At 70.4% G+C, this 18,855-nt stretch carries 23 protein-coding genes; 22 read left to right on the top strand and 1 reads right to left on the bottom strand.

The features are described 5' to 3' along the window. Positions 1–46: 46 nt before the first annotated feature. From MZC64_RS09970 to MZC64_RS09920, 11 genes are all read left to right on the top strand, one after another. Entirely contained in the window at positions 47–760 is a 714-nt protein-coding gene (locus MZC64_RS09970) for an SAF domain-containing protein (protein ID WP_247763070.1), read from the top strand. Next, the gene (locus MZC64_RS09965; protein WP_247763069.1) at positions 760–1,680 is read left to right on the top strand and encodes a chromosome partitioning protein; all 921 of its coding nucleotides are present in this window, start codon (positions 760–762) and stop codon (positions 1,678–1,680) included. The genes MZC64_RS09970 and MZC64_RS09965 overlap by 1 nt, the downstream gene beginning before the upstream one ends. Then, a complete protein-coding gene (locus tag MZC64_RS09960; RefSeq protein ID WP_247763067.1) occupies positions 1,677–3,182 on the top strand; it encodes a CpaF family protein in 1,506 nt (501 codons plus the stop codon). Before MZC64_RS09965 ends, MZC64_RS09960 begins: the two co-directional genes overlap by 4 nt. Then, positions 3,170–4,093, top strand: coding sequence for a type II secretion system F family protein (locus MZC64_RS09955; RefSeq protein WP_247763065.1), 924 nt, complete (start codon positions 3,170–3,172; stop codon positions 4,091–4,093). The genes MZC64_RS09960 and MZC64_RS09955 overlap by 13 nt, the downstream gene beginning before the upstream one ends. A gap of 5 nt (positions 4,094–4,098) precedes the next feature. After that, positions 4,099–4,992: a type II secretion system F family protein gene (locus MZC64_RS09950; protein ID WP_247763062.1), complete on the top strand. Its 894-nt coding sequence runs from the start codon at positions 4,099–4,101 to the stop codon at positions 4,990–4,992. Positions 4,993–5,028: 36 nt separating this feature from the next. Beyond that, positions 5,029–5,217: a hypothetical protein gene (locus tag MZC64_RS09945; protein WP_098513947.1), complete on the top strand. Its 189-nt coding sequence runs from the start codon at positions 5,029–5,031 to the stop codon at positions 5,215–5,217. 5 nt (positions 5,218–5,222) lie between these two features. After that, positions 5,223–5,726 carry a TadE/TadG family type IV pilus assembly protein gene (locus MZC64_RS09940; protein ID WP_282105148.1) on the top strand — a complete coding sequence of 168 codons (504 nt, stop codon included), beginning with the start codon at positions 5,223–5,225 and terminating at the stop codon, positions 5,724–5,726. A gap of 141 nt (positions 5,727–5,867) precedes the next feature. Beyond that, positions 5,868–6,281, top strand: a complete 414-nt coding sequence (locus MZC64_RS09935) for a pilus assembly protein TadE (protein ID WP_247763059.1) — start codon at positions 5,868–5,870, stop codon at positions 6,279–6,281. Next, the gene (locus MZC64_RS09930) at positions 6,278–6,769 is read left to right on the top strand and encodes a pilus assembly protein TadG-related protein (protein ID WP_247763056.1); all 492 of its coding nucleotides are present in this window, start codon (positions 6,278–6,280) and stop codon (positions 6,767–6,769) included. The genes MZC64_RS09935 and MZC64_RS09930 overlap by 4 nt, the downstream gene beginning before the upstream one ends. Before the next feature lie 47 nt (positions 6,770–6,816). Continuing rightward, positions 6,817–7,260 (top strand): hypothetical protein, encoded by a 444-nt coding sequence (locus MZC64_RS09925; RefSeq protein WP_247763053.1) that lies wholly within the window; start codon positions 6,817–6,819, stop codon positions 7,258–7,260. Positions 7,261–7,369: 109 nt separating this feature from the next. Further along, the gene (locus tag MZC64_RS09920; RefSeq protein ID WP_247763050.1) at positions 7,370–10,555 is read left to right on the top strand and encodes a BTAD domain-containing putative transcriptional regulator; all 3,186 of its coding nucleotides are present in this window, start codon (positions 7,370–7,372) and stop codon (positions 10,553–10,555) included. A gap of 70 nt (positions 10,556–10,625) precedes the next feature. Here MZC64_RS09920 and MZC64_RS09915 read toward each other — a convergent pair whose 3' ends face one another. Next, entirely contained in the window at positions 10,626–11,096 is a 471-nt protein-coding gene (locus MZC64_RS09915; RefSeq protein WP_247763047.1) for a helix-turn-helix domain-containing protein, read from the bottom strand. Between the two features lie 556 nt (positions 11,097–11,652). On the opposite strand from MZC64_RS09915, the gene MZC64_RS09910 reads away from it, so the two are divergent. The 11 genes from MZC64_RS09910 (at position 11,653) to MZC64_RS09860 (ending at position 18,847) form a co-directional block, all read left to right on the top strand. Continuing rightward, positions 11,653–12,099 carry a hypothetical protein gene (locus MZC64_RS09910; protein WP_247763044.1) on the top strand — a complete coding sequence of 149 codons (447 nt, stop codon included), beginning with the start codon at positions 11,653–11,655 and terminating at the stop codon, positions 12,097–12,099. A gap of 44 nt (positions 12,100–12,143) precedes the next feature. Further along, positions 12,144–13,340: an AAA family ATPase gene (locus tag MZC64_RS09905; protein WP_247763041.1), complete on the top strand. Its 1,197-nt coding sequence runs from the start codon at positions 12,144–12,146 to the stop codon at positions 13,338–13,340. A 41-nt stretch (positions 13,341–13,381) separates the two neighbouring features. Continuing rightward, positions 13,382–15,139 carry a vWA domain-containing protein gene (locus MZC64_RS09900; protein ID WP_247763039.1) on the top strand — a complete coding sequence of 586 codons (1,758 nt, stop codon included), beginning with the start codon at positions 13,382–13,384 and terminating at the stop codon, positions 15,137–15,139. 41 nt (positions 15,140–15,180) lie between these two features. After that, positions 15,181–15,435 carry a hypothetical protein gene (locus tag MZC64_RS09895; RefSeq protein ID WP_247763038.1) on the top strand — a complete coding sequence of 85 codons (255 nt, stop codon included), beginning with the start codon at positions 15,181–15,183 and terminating at the stop codon, positions 15,433–15,435. A 42-nt stretch (positions 15,436–15,477) separates the two neighbouring features. Next, positions 15,478–15,948: a hypothetical protein gene (locus MZC64_RS09890; protein WP_247763036.1), complete on the top strand. Its 471-nt coding sequence runs from the start codon at positions 15,478–15,480 to the stop codon at positions 15,946–15,948. 68 nt (positions 15,949–16,016) lie between these two features. Further along, complete coding sequence (locus MZC64_RS48580) at positions 16,017–16,799, top strand: hypothetical protein (protein ID WP_247763035.1); 783 nt, start codon at positions 16,017–16,019, stop codon at positions 16,797–16,799. A 36-nt stretch (positions 16,800–16,835) separates the two neighbouring features. After that, positions 16,836–17,414, top strand: coding sequence for a hypothetical protein (locus tag MZC64_RS09880; RefSeq protein WP_247763033.1), 579 nt, complete (start codon positions 16,836–16,838; stop codon positions 17,412–17,414). Between the two features lie 27 nt (positions 17,415–17,441). Further along, a complete protein-coding gene (locus tag MZC64_RS09875) occupies positions 17,442–17,786 on the top strand; it encodes a hypothetical protein (RefSeq protein ID WP_247763031.1) in 345 nt (114 codons plus the stop codon). Between the two features lie 3 nt (positions 17,787–17,789). Continuing rightward, positions 17,790–18,128: a hypothetical protein gene (locus tag MZC64_RS09870; protein WP_247763030.1), complete on the top strand. Its 339-nt coding sequence runs from the start codon at positions 17,790–17,792 to the stop codon at positions 18,126–18,128. A 48-nt stretch (positions 18,129–18,176) separates the two neighbouring features. After that, positions 18,177–18,485, top strand: a complete 309-nt coding sequence (locus MZC64_RS09865; RefSeq protein WP_026469331.1) for a hypothetical protein — start codon at positions 18,177–18,179, stop codon at positions 18,483–18,485. Between the two features lie 23 nt (positions 18,486–18,508). Beyond that, on the top strand, positions 18,509–18,847 hold the full coding sequence (locus MZC64_RS09860) for a hypothetical protein (RefSeq protein ID WP_086780758.1): 339 nt from the start codon (positions 18,509–18,511) through the stop codon (positions 18,845–18,847). Positions 18,848–18,855 lie beyond the last annotated feature (8 nt).

Here is an 18,855-nt window from a genome sequence, read left to right as displayed (position 1 = left end):
ATCAGAGACGCGGCGCACTACCCCCATGCCTGGAGGAGGTACCGGCGTGACCACGAACATCACGAGCCAGCCGGACACCGACCGACCCACGAAGTCGGCCAGCGGTCCCTGGGTCGCGGACGACAAGAAGCCCGCCTCGCGGCTGCGCGGAACGAAACGACGCCGCAGCATCCCGCACCTGCTGCTGGGTGCACTGCTTGTGCTGGCGTGTGCCGCCGCGTTCCTGGTGGTGTCGCTGAACTCCGGGAACCGAGAAACGGTCTTGGCGTTGGCGCGGCCGGTGGCGGTCGGGCAGGTTCTGACCGCGCAGGATCTCAAGCAGGTCAACGTCGCCGTCGACCCCGGAGTGTCTGTTGTGGACGCGAACCAGGCGGCGAGCGTGGTGGGTAAGACGATGTCGTCGAGCCTGCCCGCCGGTGCACTGCTGACCCTGGACGCGGTGAGCGGTGCCGGTGTTCCCGTGACGGGGCAGGCGCTCGCGGCGTTGTCGTTGAAGGCGGGCCAGTTCCCGGTGGAGGTGTCGCCGGGCGCGCACGTGTCGGTGGTGTTCGTGCCGGGCCAGTCGGGCGCCGCGCTGGGCAGCCCGCCGACGCCGGACTCCACGACGGTGTGGCCGGCGGTGGTCACCAGCGTGACCTCGCCGCCGAACCAGCAGGTCACGGTGGTGTCTGTGCAGTTGAGCCAGGCCGCCGCCCGCCAGATCGCCGCCGTGCCCGCGGGTCAGTTGTCGATCGTGATGCTTCCGGGAAGTGGTCAGTGATGTTGGTGGCGGTGCTGTCGGTGAAAGGGTCGCCTGGGGTGACCACGTTCTCGGTCGCGCTGGCCGCGCGCTGGCCATCGCCCTCACGCGCGCTGCTGGTGGAGGCCGACCCGTCCGGCGGGGACGTCGGGACGCGGTTCTCGCTGGAATCGGCGCCGGGGCTGGTGAGCTTGGCGGTCGCCGCTCGGCGTAGCGACGACCCGGCGTTGCTGTGGCAGCACGCGCAGGCCCTGCCGGGCGGGCTGCCGGTGGTGGCCGCGCCACCGGATGCCGACCGCGCGCGAGCGGCGTTGTCCGCGCTGGCCGACCCGAGCACTGGCGCGGGCGTCCTGCGGACGGCCGCGAGCGCGCCGGATGCCGTGGTGATCGTCGACTGCGGCCGGATCGACGCCGGGTCGCCGGCGATGCCGATCGTGCGCTCTGCCGACGCGATGGTTTTGCTGACCCGTGCTCACGCCGACGACCTCGCGCACCTGGCCCGTCGCCTGCCGGCGATCGGCCGTTGGACCGCGCATCCGGCGATGTTGCTGGTCGGCGAGGGGTATTCCACCGCTGAAGTCGCCCGCGAACTCGGTGTTCTGCCGTTGGGCCGCGTTCCTGACGATCCGCACGGGGCCGCTGTGTTGTGTGGACGGCCCAGCACGCTGCGGTGGGGCCGCAGCGGACCGGCCCATTCGGCGTTGGGGCAGGTCGCGCACAAGGTCGCGAAGGTTCTCATCGCCGAGCAGGCACCGCCGCCCGCGTTGCCTCGGCAAGCACCGGCCGACAACCAGCCGATGCAGGTGTTGCGCGCGGTGCCTGGCGTACACGGTGTGCCCGGCGTGCCCGCCAGTCCGGTCTCGGCCAACGGTCTGCGACTCGCGCCGACACCCCTGCCGCCGAACACCGAGAACACCTCGCGCGGAGGGCAAGCGTCATGACCTATCCGCCCAACAGCCCTCCGCCCAACGGCTATCCGGCTCCGGTACCCCTGCGTCCCCACCAACAGCAGGGACAACCATCAGGTTGGCAACCGGCCAATACATCCGGACACCCCAACTGGGCGCAGTCAGCCCCGCAATCAGCGCCGAGCGGCCCGGAGCCGGTGCAGGCAACCGAGGCTGTCGGGCGGCTGCGCCAGCACTTGCGCGACACGCTCAGTACTGAGTTGCCGCTGCGGGTAGATGCCCAGCAGCGCCGCACCGGCGCCCCGGTCACCAGGGAGGCCCGCCGCGAGCTGGCGCGGGCGATCTTGGAGGACGCGGTCGCCGCGCACAGCGAGAACGAGCTGATGGACAACCGGTCGCTGGTCGGCCGGGATGTCGAGCAGCGGGTGATCACCGAGGTCATCAACGAACTGTTCGGCATGGCCGGCCTGCAGCCGCTGCTGGATGACCCGTCGGTGGAGACGATCAACGCCAATCGCTACGACCGGGTCTTCGTGCAGTACAACGACGGCCGCCGCGCGCGGGTCGCCCCGATCGCGGGCTCGAACGAGGAGCTGACCGATCTGGTGCGGCTGCTCGCGGCCCGCGCGTCCAGCCAGGAACGTCGCTTCGATTACGGCTCCCCAGCGGTCAACCTCCAGTTGCCTGGCGGGGAGCGGTTGTTCGCCGTGATGGGCCTGACCGCGGGTGGGGTGACCTCGCTGTCGATCCGCCGGCACGGCTACCTCACCGTCACCCTGCCCGAGCTGCGAACTCGCGGCACCATCGACCCCGGCTTGGAGCAATTCCTGCGCGCGCTGGTGCGGGCGCGCAAGAACATCCTGATCACCGGCGGCACGGGCGCGGGCAAGACCACCCTGCTGCGAGCGCTGGCCTCGGAGATGGACCCGATGGAACGCATCGTGACCATCGAGGACGCCTTCGAGCTCGGCCTGGAACTCGACCCCGACATTCACGCCGACGTGACCGCCTTCCAGGCCCGTGAAGCCAACGTGGAGGGCGAGGGCGCGATCTCCCAGGCCGAACTCGTCCGCTGGGGCCTGCGCATGAGCCCGGACCGAGTGATCGTCGGCGAAATCCGAGGACCGGAAGTCATCCCGATGTGCAACGCCATGAGCCAGGGCAACGACGGCTCGATGGCGACCCTGCACGCCTCCAGCTCACGGATCGCCTTCACCCGGCTGGCCTCCTACGCCGCACAAGGCGTCGAACGCCTCCCGCTGGACGCTACGAACCTGCTGGTCGCCTCGGCGGTGCACTTTGTCGTGCACCTGGCCCGCGGCACCGACCGCACCACTCGCGTCGTGTCCTCGATCCGCGAGGTCGTCGGCGCCGACGGCCCGCAGGTGGTCTCCAACGAGGTCTATCGGCCCGGCGCGGACCGCCGCGCCCGTCCAGTGGCCGGGGCGCTGCGCACCGACACCCTCGACGACCTCGTCGACGCCGGGTTCGACCCCGGCCTGCTCGAGCAACCGGAAGGCTGGTGGCCGCGGTGAACATCACGATCAGCGCCACCACCGCCCTGCTCGGCGTCGGCGTCGGTGTCGGGTTGCTGCTGGTCATCATCGGCTGGCGCGGCGTGGACGCGAACCGGCGCTCCGGACTGTTCCGCCGCGGGCAGTCTCGCCGCGCGCAAGCCGCGCCGCGAGACCAGCGCCAGGCGCTGCGGGTCGGACTGGCGGTCGCGGTGGGTGTGCTCACCGGGGTGGCCACCGGCTGGGTTGTCGGCGCCGTGCTGGCCGGGCTCGCGGTCTGGGCGCTGCCTCGTGTCCTGGGCCGCGACCCCGAGCACGCCCGCCGGGTGGCGCGGATCGAAGCGATCGCGACCTGGACGGAGATGCTGCGCGACACGCTCTCGGCCGCCGCCGGGCTGGAGCAGGCCATCCTCGCGACCGCGCCACTGGCGCCGCCGGCCATCCGCGGCGAGATCACCGACCTCGCGGTGCGAATCGAGAACGGAGACCGGCTGGCGCCCTCCCTGCGCCACCTGGCCGACCAGCTCGCCGACCCCACCGGCGACCTCGTCCTCGCCGCCCTGGTGCTCGCCGCAGAACAGCAAGCCCGCCAGCTCGGTGACCTGCTCGGCTCCCTCGCGCACACCGCCCGCGAGCAAGCCTCGATGCGGATGCGGGTCGAAGCCGGACGCGCCCGAACCCGAACCAGCGTGCGGGTGATCGTCGGCACCACCTTGTGCTTCGCCGTGGCCGTCGTGCTGCTCAACCGCCCGTACCTGTCCGCCTACGACTCCGCGACCGGGCAGATCGTCCTGCTGGGCATCGGCGTCCTGTTTGGACTGGGCTTCACGTGGCTGGTGCGGGTCGCCAGGGTCGCCGAGCCCGAACGGTTCTTGTCCCTGGCCGCCGATTCCGAGGACCAGCCCGCACTCCTCGCCGAGAGGCAGGTGTGACCACCGTGATCACCGCACTGATTCTGGGAGCCGGGCTGGGCCTCGGCCTGTGGGCGCTGGCGGTGTGGGCGTTCCCGCCCCGGCCCGCCCTGGGCGCGGTCCTGGCGCGCAGCACGGCTGCGCCCGCGCCGACCCCGATCCTGGCCACCGAGGACACCGGGTGGGCGGCCAGGCTCGGCCGCCCGTTCATCGCGCCGCTGTGCGCGCTCGGTCTGCCCGGCGAGCGGCTGGCTCGCGATCTGGCGGTCATCGGCCGCCCGGTCGCGACCCATCTGGCGGAGAAGGCAACCCTCGCGATCGCCGGGCTGCTCGCGCCGGTCCTGCTGCAACTGCTGCTCACCCTGGCCGGGTTGTCGCTGGGGATCGAGTTTCCGATCATCGCCGGACTCGTTCTGGCCGCTGCGGGATTCGTCCTGCCCGACCTGCAAGCGAAGTCCGACGCGGCGAAGCTGCGCACCGGGTTCCGCCACGCCCTGTCCGCCTACCTCGACCTGGTGTGGATCACTCTGGCCGGTGGCGCCGGGGTCGACAGCGCGCTGAACGACTCGGTCGCCATCGGCCGAGGCTGGGCGTTCGAGCAGATCCGCCGAGCCCTGGACACCGCCCGGCTGACCCGCACGACACCGTGGGCGACGCTGCGCCAGCTCGGCGAGGAACTCGACGTCACCGAGCTGTCCGAGCTCGCCGCTTCGGTCAGCCTGGCCGGCACCGAGGGCGCGAAGGTGCGCACCTCGCTCGCGGCCAAGGCCGGGGCGCTGCGTACGCATCAGATCACCGACGCCGAAGGCGACGCCCAAGCCGCCACCGAACGCATGTCGCTGCCGGTGATGGCGTTGTTCCTGGGCTTCTTGGCGTTCATCGCCTACCCCGCACTCACGCAAGTCCTCAATGGACTCTGAGTGGTGGGGGCACGTGGAAATGGGAGGAGAAGCGCTATGCACCTCTACCTGGTGACATTGTGGACGACGGTAAAAGCACGGTGGGAAGTGCTGCGCCGGGAACCCGAGGCCGGGTACTCGACCGAGACCGTGCTGGTGACAGCGTTGCTGGTGGTGGCCGCGTTGGCGATCATCGCGATCATCATCGCGAAGGTCACCGCCAAGGCCAACGGCATCAACCTGTAACCGTGATGAGCCGGGAGCAGGCACAGCGGTGGCGTCACCGCCGCGCCGACAGAGGCCGCGGTGATGGCCGGCAGCGGCCTGCGCACGGGAGGACGGCCTCGCGAGGCCGTATCCGGCTGCTTCTGCGCGGTGACCGCGGCGCGGTCAGCGCGGAGCTGGTGATCGCGACGCCGCTGCTTCTGTTGATGCTGCTGGCGATCGTGCAGTTCGCGCTGTGGTCGCACGCCACGCACATCGCCCAGGCCGCCGCGTCTCAAGGGCTCGCCGCCGCGCGAGCCCAGAACGGAACCGCGGCTGCGGGCAGCGCGAGTGCGCAGCAGATGCTCGATCAGCTCGCACGCGGCCCCTTGACCGGCACCAGTGTCGGTGCCGACCGCACCGCCAACTCGGCGTCGATCCGGATCTCCGGGACCGCGACGTCGGTCGTCCCGTTCCTCAGTTTGCCGGTGCACGCCGAGGCGTCCGGCCCGGTCGAACGGTTCGTTCCCGATCTGGCCAGCGGTGGGTGATCGGACGCTATGACGACCACGAAATCGCCCGCCGCCCGGACACCCGCCATGCGCCCGTCCGGTAGCCCAGAACGCCCGCTGGGGCGCTATCACCCCCGCCTGGGTCGGTGGGTGGCCTGGTGGCGCGCGGACCGTGGCTCAGTGGCTGCGGAAGTCACCATAGCGGCACCGTTTCTGGTCATGCTGCTCGTGTTCGTCGCCGTGGTGATCCACCGAGGGGTGGATGCCCGGCTGCGGCTGGACGATGCCGCGCACCAAGCGGCCCGCGCGGCGAGCATCGAACGCACCTCGGCCACCGCCACCGCAGCGGCTCAGTCCACCGCCACCAACGCGCTGTCCTCAGCCGGAGTGACCTGTGCGTCGCTGAGCGTGGACACCGCCACCGGCGGGATGCGACCGGGCGGCACGGTCAGCGTGACGGTGTCGTGTGCGGTCGACTTCGGCGACGCGCTGATCCTCGGTGTTCCCGGTCAGAAACGCTTGTCCGCCACCGCTGTCGAACCAGTCGATACCTGGCGCTCGGTCTCGGGAAATGCCTCCGGAGGCGGCGCATGATCCGCCAGGCACACGATAAGTCGACACTCTGGTGGACACGGCGGAGCCACTGGTGGCGAACGCAGCGGCGGACCTGGTGGCGGGCCGACGACGGCCGGGCGACCGCGTTCGTCGTGGTACTCACCATCGGGATCCTCGCCTTGGCCGGGCTGACCCTGGACGGGGGCTTGGCCTTGTCCGCCAAGGTCAAGGCCAACGGGCAGGCGGAAGCCGCCGCTCGCGCCGGCGCCCAGGCCATCGACCTCTCCGCCTACCGCAGCACCGGCACCCTGCAACTGGTACCGGTCCAGGCGGTCGCCGACGCGCAAAGCTATCTCGCCACCGTCGGCGCCTCCGGAACTGTGACCGTCTCCGGCGACACCGTCACGGTCACCATCACCGCCTCCCAGAACACGCAACTGCTGGGCATGGTCGGGATCTCCAGCCTCACCGTCCACGGCACCGGCAGCGCTCATCCCCAGCGCGGGGTGGTGACCATCGACCCATAGCCGCGCTCCAACGCTCACACCAGTACGCCAACACAGAGGAGATCGGGATGGCTACGACCGACGAGATCGCCACGGCCGAGGAGATCGACCGCCGAGTCGAGGCGGCCGACACGGCTCGGCGCCTGAAGCGATCCGCCGCGGCAAAGCAAGTCGGCGAACTCGCCAAAACCCGAACCGAGCTCGCCACGCAACTCGACGAGGTCGAACGACAGCTCGGCGAAGTACTCGCTGACGCGAGCGACGTGCTGGACATCGACGAGCTGGCGCGGTTCACCAACATTCCGGCAGCCGACCTGACGGGATGGCTCACGACCCGGAAACCGAACCGCACCACGAAAAAGAAGAAGCCCGCTGTGACTGCGGCGAGCACCACAGCCCGAGGACCGTCCGCGGCGAAGGGACCGACAAACGGCCTTGCGTCCGTGCCACGCGAGCCCGCCGCACCTCGCACCGACACCGCGGACACGCCTGAGCGCGTCACGGCGGGGTGACCTGACAGACGTTCGTCACCAAGACACACCCGGCGCGTGCATCCGTTGCCTCGTGGCGTGGTGAGCATCGATCCCTAAAGCCCTGTACTGCCAAGGAAACGAGTCAGCTGTGACCTCGACATCGCACAAGTCCGGCCGGGAGCCGACACGGCCACCGGGCGCGGGCCGCCGCGTGTGGTGGGCACTGGCCGGCATGTTCCGGTTCGCCGGCCGGGCGCTCCGAGGGCTCATCGCAGCCGCGGTGTTACTCGCGCTTGTGGCGGGCTTGCCCTGGGCGCTGTGGCACTACGTCGGCTGGCCGTTGCCGAACCACGTCCCGACATGGGCCGAAGTCCAGGGCGTACTGCTCGGCCCGATGACGACCACGTTCCTGCTGGGCTTTCTCGCCTGCTTGTGCTGGATCACGTGGGCCGCGTTCACCATCGACGTCCTTCGGTGCACGATCGACCTGGCACGCAGTGGGTTCGACGCAGCCCGGTTGCCGGACTTCTCCGCCGCCGGTCCGATGCACGCGCTGGCGGCCGTACTGGTCGGCGCAGTCCTGCTGGCAGTACTGGGCAACCGACCCTCACCAGCACCACCCACCTCGTTGTCCACGGCGCTCGGGACCGGATCGCAAGTCGTGGCGACCGCCCCAGCCTGGCAACACCCAGGCCCCGCCGGCGAGACCCCGGTGGTCCGCAACGCGGTCTTCGCCACCCAGACCACCACCGGCGACAGCAGCACCGTCGCCGCTCCCACACATCCGGAGTCGGTGGTCGTGCTGGCACCACAGAACGGAATCCACGACTCGTTGTGGCGCATCGCCGAACGCACCCTCGGCGACGGCGCGCGCTGGCCGGAGATCTTCGACCTCAACAAGGGCAAGCCGCAACCGAACGGGCACACGTTCACCAAACCCAGCCTGATCTTCCCCGGCGAGGAACTCGCACTGCCACACGACCCGAGCGCGCCGACGGTGCCACCCCAGCAGCCAGCCGACCCGGACCAGTCCACTCCCGCCCCACCGACCGCTCCCGCCCCGCCGACCACCGCTGTGCCACCGACGAGCATCCAACCGTCCACACCAGCGCAACCAGCGCCGTCCACCCAACAAGCACCACCGGCCGCGACCGGCACCAACTCGGCTCCCGCGACGAGCGAACCCGGCTTCCGCTGGGGAGCGGAGCTGTTCGTCGGGCTCGGCCTGGCCGCCGCGATCAGCGCGGCATTGCTCGTCGCCCGCCGCCGCCACAACAGCCGATACCGGCCCGGCAGCGGCGACCGCGACGACCTGCCCGTCGCACCGGTGGTCTACCAGCTGCGGCTGGCGCACCTGCGCTCCGAGGCCGACGACGAGATCGACCTCGACGAGGACTACCCGGGCGACGAGGAACAGCAGCGTCCGCAGCGTGTCCCGCCCGCGCCGCCCCTTGTGGTGGGCGCGCCCCAGACCGGCGCCGGCCGACCCCCCACCGTCGCGCCGGGTCTGGGTGTCCGCGACGGTCGCGAGGTCGCCCTCGACCTCGCGACCGCCCGCGGCCTTGGCCTGGTCGGCGCCGGTGCTCCCGCTGCGGCCCGTGCTCTGCTGATCACCGCGCTCACCAGCTCCCCAGACCACCTGGCGACGTCGGCCGGGGCGATCGTCATCGTCCCGGCCGACGACCTGGTCTCGGTGCTCGGACGCGGAGCAACACAGGAGCACCTGCCCTCGGCCGTGCGGGTCGTCGCCGACCTGGACGGCGCGCTGGACGCGGTGGAGGCCGAGACCCTGGTGCGAGCCACGGCCAGCCGGGAACCCGAGGCCGAGCCAGGGACGTGGCCGCCGCTGGTGTTGGTGGCACGACCACCAGCACACCACTCACGACTGCAGGCGGTCCTGGATAACGGAGCGCCGTTCGGGGTCACCGGTCTGCTGCTGGGCCAGTGGCAACCCGGCGTTACCGCCTACGTCCGCGACGATGGCTCGATCTCGGCCACCGGCCCTGGTCTGGGCGAGGCCCTGCGCGGCACCCGGATGTTCCGCCTTGGCGGCGGCGACGCCGCCGAGCTGCTGGCCCTGCTGCGTCAAGCCGAACCCGACCCGCCGGCCACCGACGAGCTCGTCGCGCCGCCCGTGCCGCGTCCTCGCATCGTGGCGGCGCACCCCGCCGGCAACGACCAAGCACAAGGCGAGGCCGACCCGCTCGAGACCGGCGGCTCGGGCGCGGACGAGATCGAGCTGGAAGTCACGGCCGCGGTCACGCAATCGGCGCTCCCGGACACCGAGCTGGAGATCCTCGGCCCCGCTCAGGTTCAGCCGCCCGGTGCCCGGCTGCGCCCACCGGCCTCCGGCGTCCGGCAGGTCCCGTCGCGCTTGGCCGACGACGAGACCGAGCACCACGACGAGGGCGAAGCCGACGAACCGGCGTCCACCAGCGAGCCCGCCAAACCCGTGGCCGAGACACCGCCGACCACCACCAGCGGCGGTGAACAGGACACCAGCCCAGCGCTGCTCACCGTGACCGTGCTCGGTGACCTGCGGGTGCACTGGCACCCCGAACCCGGCGCCACCGGCGATGCGCGCGAGATCACCGGCGCCTTGCAGCCCCGGACCAAGGAGTTGCTGGTGCTGCTGGCGCTGCATCCGGACGGTGCCACCCGCGAGACGCTCGTCTCGGCCTTGTGGGGCCAGGACCCGCCGGCGCGGCCGACCAACGCCCTGCACACGGCGTTGTCGCGGATGCGCAGCGCGCTGGCCACGGCCACGAACGGCACGGTGACCGACGTCGTCTCCGCCAGCAACGGGCGCTACCAGCTCGATCCCGCGAGCGTTCGCAGTGACTACTGGCGCTTCGCGCGCGCCGTGGCCGCCCGCCGCGCCGCCGCCACCGACTCCGCGCGTGTCGATGCGTACCGCGAGGTGGTCAACAGCTACGGCGGACCGCTGGCCGAGGGCATGTCGAACGAGTGGATCGAGCCCGCCCGCGAGGCGATCCGCCGCGACGCTATCGACGCTGTCGCGGCGCTGGCCCGCGCGCTGGTGGACTCCGATCCCCAGCAGACCCTGGATCTGCTGGAAGTCGCGCGGGCCTTCGATCCGCACAACGAGCTGCTCTACCGCGACATCATGCGGCTGCAGGAACGTCTCGGGCAGCTGGACGCCATCCCGCGGACGCTGACCTTGCTGACCACCCGGCTCGCCGAGGTCGACGCGGCGCCGACTCCGCAGGCTCGTGGGCTGGCTGCCCGGCTGGGGCAGCGTCACGAGGACGGCTCAGCCGGCGCCACGAGTGCACAGGCCCAGGGCGAACGTGGGCGCATCGCGGCCAGCTGAGGCGGTGGGGCAATGGCGGCGAGGGCCTGCCGTTGCCGGCCCGGAGCGTGCGGGTGTCTGCCAGCTCGGCCTATTCGTCGTCCTCGTCATCGGTGAGACCGATTTCGTCCAGCTCACCCATTCCCGTCAGCGTGCCCATCTCGTCACCATTCCGGCGACTGTATGCCTGAGCTTGCGCGATGAGTTCCTGATGCTTCTCAGCCCAGGCCACGAGCACCTCGGCCTGCGTCAAGAACTCCAAGACTTCCGGCTTCAACTCGTAAGTAACTGTGACCGGAAAAGTCTTTGTGCACCGGATGCGCGTCAAAAGACCTTCTTCGGTCATCTTTTTCAATGTACGCGCCAGAATGCTATCGTGCAGGACGGCGTGTTTGTCCGACCATTCTTCACCAATGGAATACGAGCTGATCGTGGAAAGAATCTCTTTTCGCCGCATGGGGCCGCCCGAGAGCGTGACCAGGATGGCCGGTGCCCACTTGTCCCCGAAAAGGTACTTCAGGTCGTACAAACCCCGAAGGAACCTCTCGTCCCCCACCTTCATAACGCCTCCCCGTGTGCACTGACCCGGCCCTCGCGCCGCGCCCGTCGTCCCCTCGTCCGGCGACGCACCCCCTGCGGCAGCCACCTGAACGGTCGTGCCTGCTCAGCACGACCACAGAGCCGGTCTCGGCCTCCTCGTCTCGTAGCGACAGAGCCCTCCACGTTACGCCGAACGGCGGAACCAGCCCACCGTATTCCTACTCAAAGCCAACCCTGACCGAATGTCACGCCGAGTAGTCGTTTCAGGGATCATCGACACGCACGGTGGCTTCCATTGGGGGTTCATACGGGGGATCATGATGGGGTTCATACGGGGGATCAGGTTAGAGGACCACCCCCTGCGGCCTGCGAAGACGCTGGTCATGCGGGCCATCGGGGGATCCGCTGGTATCCCAGACTCGCTTGTCCACAAGCCGGTAGACACATCGGGGCGGGCTGGGTGGTCGTCGCTTCCATGCTGCTCCCTTGGTCACCCTTTCTATCTATCTTACGCTCGCCCTTACCCCCCTTTCCTATTTGTTTGTTTTATTTCTTGCTGTTCATTGACGTCATTCCTCATGTCCCGCCGAACCATTCCTGTCCGCGGCGGCCGGCGCGCGGCCGGGTCACTGGCCTGCGGAAATCGGCGCAACGGCGGCCGGAATTGTGACCGCACGGACGACTTTCTATTCGCCGGGAATGGCGGCGGCGAACATCGCGAAAAGAGTCTTGAAAATGGGCGGCTATTTCTATTGCGCGCGGCGCGCGGCAGAGTGATAATTGAATTACCACCGGGGGAACCGGAAACCACACCGAATACCACACCCGGCGCGAGCTATGTCCGACGAATGGGGCCGATTATGTGTTACGCCGACACCGCCACCGAAACCGACAACACGGTGACCGCGTTTTGTTACTGCGGGTGGGTCGAATACGGCCACACTCCGGAATCGGCCGACGCCGCCGCCGAAGCCCACGAGAACGCGCCCGACGTCATCGACGACACCGCCGCCGTGGCGGCCTGACCGTTCCCCGCCGCCCCGCACTAGATCGAAAGGACCCACCCGCGATGACCACGCCAGCCACGCCGACGACCGCCCCGGCGGCATCCGGCACGACGACCGCCGCCCCGGCGGGCGGGCGGTTGCCCAACGGCGAACTCCGCCGACAGGTGGCGCAAGTCCTCACCGATCAGGCGGGCACCGAACTGACCCCGCGCAACATCGCCGCCGCACTCGGCGGGAAGTCATCGGGCGCGATCGGCAACGCGCTCGCCGCGCTCACCGCCGGGGGCTACGCCGAACAAACCTCGACCAAACCGGTCCGCTACCGGTCGACCCCGACCACCGCCGACGCCGCCGCCGCGCCCGTGGCGGTCCCGTCGGGCACACCCCGCCGCCCCCGCACGCCCCGCCCGACGACGCCACCGCCCGCGACGACCACGCCCGCCGCCCCGGCGACTCCGGCCGTGACCGGTCCGGTAGCGCGCCCGAACGGGCAGCTCTACCACCCGCGCAAGCTGTCCGGACTTCCGGACGTGACCGCGCTGCGCAAGTTGCGTGACGCCGGGGTCGCCGCCCTGATGTACGGACCACCCGGAACCGGGAAGACCTCGGTCGTCGAGGCCGCTTTCGGTGACCTGGTCACGGTTCAGGGCGACGGGGACACCACGGTCGCCGACATCGTGGGCGAGTACACCCAGACCCCGGACGGGAAATTCGTGTTCGTGCACGGTCCGCTGGTCCGCGCGATGCGCGAAGGCCGGACCCTGTTTATCGACGACGCCACGCTCATACCGCCGACCGTGCTCGCCGTGGTGTACCCCGCGATGGACGGCCGCCGCCAGATCATGATCAAGGCCAACGGCGGCGAGGTCATCGACGCCGCCCCCGGTTTCTACGTCGTGGCCGGACACAACCCCGGCGTGCACGGCGCGGTGCTGTCCGATGCGTTGGCGTCGCGGTTTTCCGTGCAGATCCAGGTGTCCACCGACTATGACCTCGCCACGCAACTCAAGATCGACACCCGCGCCGTGTCCGTGGCGCGCAACCTGTCCACCCGACAGGCGGGCGGCGAGATCCGTTGGGCACCGCAACTGCGCGAACTGCTGGCATTCCAGAAGATCGCCGACGTGTTGGGGACCGACGCCGCCGCCGGGAACCTGATCGGCACCGCCCCGGAAGAGGACCGCGACATCGTGGCCACCGCCGTCAAGATCGCCTTCGGTAAAACCGTTGCCCCGCTGGCACTCGGTGCCCGTATCTGACCCACCGCCCCGCCCGAACCGTCCGGAAAGGACACACCGCGATGACCGCGCACATGATCGCCGACCCCGCCGCCACCGCGTCGGCAGTGTTCCCCGCCGCCCCCGGATGGGACGCGCTCTCCGCCGCACTGACCGCCGAAGTCCCCGCGATCGCCGACCGCGACGACCTACTGGTCACCATCGCGCCCGGTGCGGGACAGGGTGCCCCGGCGTGTTTCCTGCCCGCCACCGCCATGATCGAAGTCGACGGTACGCACCTGCACCCGGTCGACCCCGCCACCGCCAAACCCCACCGGATCAGCGACCGGAAACGCTACGCCCCCACGTGGGGCGCGCTGACCCACGAATGCGCGCACAGCAAACACACCCGGTGGCTCGCCGACGTGCCCACCGACGCCGACCCCGGCGCGGTAGACGCCGCGCTGCTGCTGGAAGAGCCCCGGATCGAACAGGCACAGATCCGCCGCCGCCCTGATGACCGCCACTGGTTGCGCGCGTGCGTGAAAACCATCGTCACGGGCGGCATGAAACTCGACGACCCCGCCTTCGCCCCGAAAATGACCCCGCGCGACGCCGCCCACACCGCCGCCCTGTTCCTCGGGCGCACCGACGGCGGCATCCTCACCCGCACCGAAACCGCGCCCGTCGCGCGTGCTGTGGAAGACGTACTCGGCGCGGAGAAACTCGGGAAGCTGCGGGCGTTGTGGCGCAAGGCATTCCGCACCGCCGATGACGACACCGCCGCCATGATCGAACTCGGCCGCCAGTGGTGCGAGATCATCGGACCGGACCCCGACACCACCCCGCCGCACCTCGCCGACCCGTCCGCCACCCCGGACCCGTCCGGCACCCCGTCGCCGTCCCCGTTGGCCGACGTGATCGGCAAGGTACTGGGCAAGGTGACGCGCGCGGTAGCGCGGGCGAAGCTGCCCGAGGACCCCGCCGAGATCGCCGCCCGCGAGAAGGCCGCCGCCGACGCCGCCGCGAAGAAGGCCGACGACGCCGCCCGCACCGTGTTCACGGTAGGCGGTCCCCGTGACGGGCGCACCGAAACGATCGGCACCCGCCCGCCGACCACGGGCGAACGCACCGCCGCGCGGGTGCTCGGGCGCGCGTTGACCACCGCCGGGGTCCGTGACCGGGTGGCGACGAAGACGACCTCGCCGATTCCGCCCGGACGCCTTCGGATGCGTGGCGCGCTGGCACGCGAGGCGCAACTGGCCGCCGGGGCGATGCCGACCGCCGAACCGTTCACCCGCACTACCCGCACGACGGTCCCGACCCCGCCGCTACGGCTGGGCATCGCGTGCGACGTGTCCGGGTCCATGGGCAGCTTCGCGAAACCGGTCGCCTCGACCGCGTGGATTCTGGCCAACGCCGCCGCGCAGAGTCCGGTGCCCGCCGACACCGCCACCGTGATCTTCGGGCACCACGTCCGCCCGATCACCCGCCCCGGCAAGACGCCCGCCGCCGTGACCGACTTCGCCACCCGCGACAACTGGGAAGCCATCGACACCGCGATCGAGGCCCTCGACGGCGCGCTCGGGCTGTCGCGCCCCGGTGCCGCGCGGTTGCTGGTCATCGTGTCCGACGGCAAGTTCCGCGACGGACCCCGCCGCAACGGGCAGCAGCTTCTCGACCGGTTGCGCGCCACCGGTTGCGCCGTGTTGTGGATCGCCCCGGACGTCCCTGGGCGCAAGCCGATGACCGGGGCGACCGTGCACGTGATGACCGACCCCACCACCACCGCGCAGGCCATTGGCCGCGCCGCCACCGCCGCCCTGCGCGCCACCCGCTGAACAACCCGCACCCGGAACCCCGGAATTGGAGATGACTTTCGATGACCAACACCGACATCGCGACCGTGGGTGACCTGATCGCCGCCCTCGACCAGTACGACCCGACCGCCCCGGTACGGCTCGCCACGCAACCCGGCTACCCGCTGGAGAATCTCCTCGCGCGGGTCGCGTGCACCCCGGACGACGCCGAGTACGAAGGCCCCACGCGCACCGACCCGCCCGTGGTGTGGCTCGGCGCGGGCGCGCAGGTCGGGTACCTGCCCGCGCTCGCCGCCAACGCCCTGGGGTGGTCGTGATGACCACGACCGCGCCCGGACTTACCGCCGCGCTGGCCGAGCGTGCCCCTGCACGCCGCGCGCGCCCACCGCACCGCCGACCCCGACGGATTCCACCACCGCCACGACGACGCCGACCAGTGGAACCGCTGGGCACGCCGTGCCCGTGTCGCGCGCACCATCGCCGCCGCCCTGCAGGTCGGTGTGGACGGCGTGCTCGTCACCGATGACCCGCGTCGCATCTATCGCACCCGCACCGGACCGGTTCCCGGTGACCTGATCACCGTCACCGACCCGGTGACCGGGCGCGCGTGGCGGTTTATCCCGGACTTCACCGCCCCCGGCGACGGCTGGCTGCTCCTCGACCGTTGCCCCGGTTGTGACGCCGAGGTCCCGGTCACCCGCATCGCCACCTTGGGCGACCTCGGCGAGTACCTCGACCCCGACGGCGACAGCCCGATCGCCGACGAGGCCCGCGACGAGTCGATCCACCAACCGGGCTGTGCCCTCGGCTTACCCGCTGTGAACGGCTAGCGGCCTCGAGCCGACGCCCGCCTCGGCACGTCCGGAACCCCGCAACCCACACCGAAGGAGGTCACGTCGTGACCAGCAACGCCCCCGGCAACACCACACGGACCAACCACGCCTGTGTCGCCCTTCCGGCCGAGTCGGTGCTGGTCGCCCCGGCACCACCCCGCGCCGTGCCGCTACGCCCGCCCGACGGGATGTGGGGGCTGGTCGTGGTGGCGGTACGGACCACCGACACCACCGACCTGCTCGCGGGCGTGTGGCTGCCCGCACCCCCGCCCGCCGCCCTGCACACCGGAGACGTCGTGGTGCGCCTGCTCGCACCCGCCGATGACGACCTCGCCGTGGCCGACGTCGAGGTCGTAGCCGCCACCCAGGGCGGGTGGACCACGGTCCGCACGTGGCAGGCGGTGGGCACGCGCTGGCCGCACGAGGTGGCGATGTCGGCACTCGTGCACATGCGCTACCTCGCCGACGTCGCCTTCAAGGATGCCCAGTGGGCGACGCTGACCGGACCGATCGCCGCCGCCTTGCCTCCAGGACTGCTTACTGCCGGACTCGCCGGCGAGTCCGCGGCGGCCTCGCCGGCGCCTCGCGCGCACCCGGATGCCCTCGCCGAGCTGATCGAGGCCGGACTCGTCGAGGTGGGCGAGCAGCTGGTGTGGAACGGGCACACCGCCACCGTCCGGCAGGGCGGTGTCCTGCACGACGGCGGACCGCACGAGTTCGCCGTTTCCACCGTCACCGCGCTCGCGACCAGTCTCGCGGGCTCCACGGTCAACGGCTGGCACCTCTGGCGACGTGCCCGCGACGACCGCCCGCTGTCAGACCTGCGCACCGCACTCGCCACCCGCTGAACCGCGACAAACCCACCCATCCGACGGGAGACCGCGATGACCACTGCCATCACCGAACGCGACCAGGACGCCGGAGCCACCCCGGCCCGCTACCACTACACCCGCGTCGTCGAGATAGCCGGGCGCACCGTCCGCGCCCACCTCGAGCGAGGCGTCTACCTCAACGACAGCGGTGCCGTCGCCGAGGTGCTCACCGACCAGACAGACTGGACCAGCCTCGCCGCCGACGATCTCAACAACTGGTGGCACGACACCCCACCCCCGAGCCTGGACGTCAACGCCGCCGCCGTCCTCGGCCCGCTCGCCGAGCGGCTGCTGCATCGCGCCGCCGAGATTCTCGCCGCACCGCCGCCCACGGTGAGCTTGTCACCCCATCTCTACCGCGCGGTGAGCGCGTTGCTGGCCACCAGTAGCGGCTACAACGCCGAATGCCGCATCGCCCCGAACGACATCACGTGGGCGACCAACAACGGCGGAACGCTGCACATCTTCGAGCACCCCGACGGCAGCGTCACCTTCACCAAAGCCCACCGCGACGAATGCCCTTTCGTAGCAAGCAAAGGCGCTCAGGACTGCGACGACGAATGCTACTTCGACCTTCCGAGCCGGGTATAGGAAACACCCCACCCACAGGAGATCACCATGACACCGTATGAAGTTCCCGAGACCGTCAGCCGTCGCTTCACGGAGAACGGCTGCGAGGTGACCGCGATCGTCGCCGACCCCGCCGACGCACAACAAACCTTGTACGGCACCGTCACCCGCGACGGGGCACTCGTCGGCAGCTACTACTGCGCCGACCGCGTCCGCCAGTCCGACTGGTACATCGTGACCGCCCTCGGCCGTCCTCTTACCCTCGACGGCCAACCCGTGAACCCGGTCTCCGAAGGTGACGCCGTCCTCGTGCTGACCACCATTCTGACCGCCCGCGACAGCTTCGAGATCGAACAGCGACTCCGCGACGCGATCCGCCCGCCGCAGAGGTGACCGGTGACCACCACCGCCGACTTCTACGACGGGCGCGGACCGCACGCCGTCTGGCTCGGCTCACTCCAAGGCGACGCCGACCCCGCCACGGTGCGCGCCATCGCATGTGGACGGCTGCTACTGGACGCAACCGACCCGCTCACCTACGCCGACGCCGTGACCGACCTGCTCGACGTGTGGGCCGATGAGGACCACGGGCACGGCTACCACCCACGCAACGGCTGGCCGTGGTTGTGGCCCGACAGCCACGACACGGACTGGGTGTTCACGTTCGCCCACGGTCGGGTGTGGATCACGACCGGGCGCGCGTGGCTGCGTGTCCAACAGAGAGTGTCGCAGTAAGACCGACGTAACCGATCCCATTCCCTACTAGAACAACAGGAGTTCACGATGTCGGAGGCCGTCACAACAACACCATCCATCACGAGGCAGGCCATGTCCGCCGCCGATCACTGCGCCGCCGCCGAAGACGAGTTTGCGAACGCACAGCGACTTTACGCCTCCGACCCGGACGAGTACCGGCGAGCGATGGACTCCGCGTCGATGCACCTGCGGATCGCCGAGGTCATGACCCAGGGGTCGTCACTGGTCACCGAGCTCGCGATCGCCGAGACGAACCCGGCGTGGAAGTCCATCCGGATGAACGCGTCGCACGAGGCCAAAGCATGGAACGAACTTCTGGGACGAGCCCGACGATGAACCCGTCGGACACAGGAGGCGCGATGAACGACAACAACGAAAACGCTCAGAGCAATCAGGTCCGCCTCCTGGACTTCGAGGCGACCTGTCCGGACTGCGCCGTCGCCGTCGGCGAGCCACACGAATACGACGAGTACGACGGCGGGTGTGACGTCGCGCGGTGCCTGGTGACCGGGCTGCAGCGGCTGATGTGCGACCTCGACCATGACTGCGGCCGAGACGTCTGGACCGGGTGGTGGCCCGGCTTGGTCGACTGCGAGCAACTCGGCTGGATGATCGGCCCTGGTTTTCCCGACCTCAACCGCCTTTACACCGAGGCGACCTGGGATCCCGCTCGGTGCGTCTGGGTGAAGGCCGACTGACCTCGGCC

The organism is Crossiella sp. S99.2 (assembly GCF_023094165.1).
Lineage (GTDB): Bacteria > Actinomycetota > Actinomycetes > Mycobacteriales > Pseudonocardiaceae > Crossiella.
This window is presented reverse-complemented; position numbering and strand designations above follow the sequence as displayed.

What these genes read in the sequence shown, in the direction of transcription:
- MZC64_RS09930 (WP_247763056.1), top strand. Translation starts at nt 6,278, where the DNA reads ATGATCCGCCAGGCACACGATAAGTCGACACTCTGGTGGACACGGCGG.
- MZC64_RS09895 (WP_247763038.1), top strand. Translation starts at nt 15,181, where the DNA reads ATGACCAACACCGACATCGCGACCGTGGGTGACCTGATCGCCGCCCTC.
- MZC64_RS09925 (WP_247763053.1), top strand. Translation starts at nt 6,817, where the DNA reads ATGGCTACGACCGACGAGATCGCCACGGCCGAGGAGATCGACCGCCGA.
- MZC64_RS09865 (WP_026469331.1), top strand. Translation starts at nt 18,177, where the DNA reads ATGTCGGAGGCCGTCACAACAACACCATCCATCACGAGGCAGGCCATG.
- MZC64_RS09900 (WP_247763039.1), top strand. Translation starts at nt 13,382, where the DNA reads ATGACCGCGCACATGATCGCCGACCCCGCCGCCACCGCGTCGGCAGTG.
- MZC64_RS09910 (WP_247763044.1), top strand. Translation starts at nt 11,653, where the DNA reads ATGTCCCGCCGAACCATTCCTGTCCGCGGCGGCCGGCGCGCGGCCGGG.
- MZC64_RS09965 (WP_247763069.1), top strand. Translation starts at nt 760, where the DNA reads ATGTTGGTGGCGGTGCTGTCGGTGAAAGGGTCGCCTGGGGTGACCACG.
- MZC64_RS09905 (WP_247763041.1), top strand. Translation starts at nt 12,144, where the DNA reads ATGACCACGCCAGCCACGCCGACGACCGCCCCGGCGGCATCCGGCACG.
- MZC64_RS09960 (WP_247763067.1), top strand. Translation starts at nt 1,677, where the DNA reads ATGACCTATCCGCCCAACAGCCCTCCGCCCAACGGCTATCCGGCTCCG.
- MZC64_RS09875 (WP_247763031.1), top strand. Translation starts at nt 17,442, where the DNA reads ATGACACCGTATGAAGTTCCCGAGACCGTCAGCCGTCGCTTCACGGAG.
- MZC64_RS09945 (WP_098513947.1), top strand. Translation starts at nt 5,029, where the DNA reads ATGCACCTCTACCTGGTGACATTGTGGACGACGGTAAAAGCACGGTGG.
- MZC64_RS09880 (WP_247763033.1), top strand. Translation starts at nt 16,836, where the DNA reads ATGACCACTGCCATCACCGAACGCGACCAGGACGCCGGAGCCACCCCG.
- MZC64_RS09860 (WP_086780758.1), top strand. Translation starts at nt 18,509, where the DNA reads ATGAACGACAACAACGAAAACGCTCAGAGCAATCAGGTCCGCCTCCTG.
- MZC64_RS09940 (WP_282105148.1), top strand. Translation starts at nt 5,223, where the DNA reads ATGAGCCGGGAGCAGGCACAGCGGTGGCGTCACCGCCGCGCCGACAGA.
- MZC64_RS09915 (WP_247763047.1), bottom strand. Translation starts at nt 11,096, where the DNA reads ATGAAGGTGGGGGACGAGAGGTTCCTTCGGGGTTTGTACGACCTGAAG.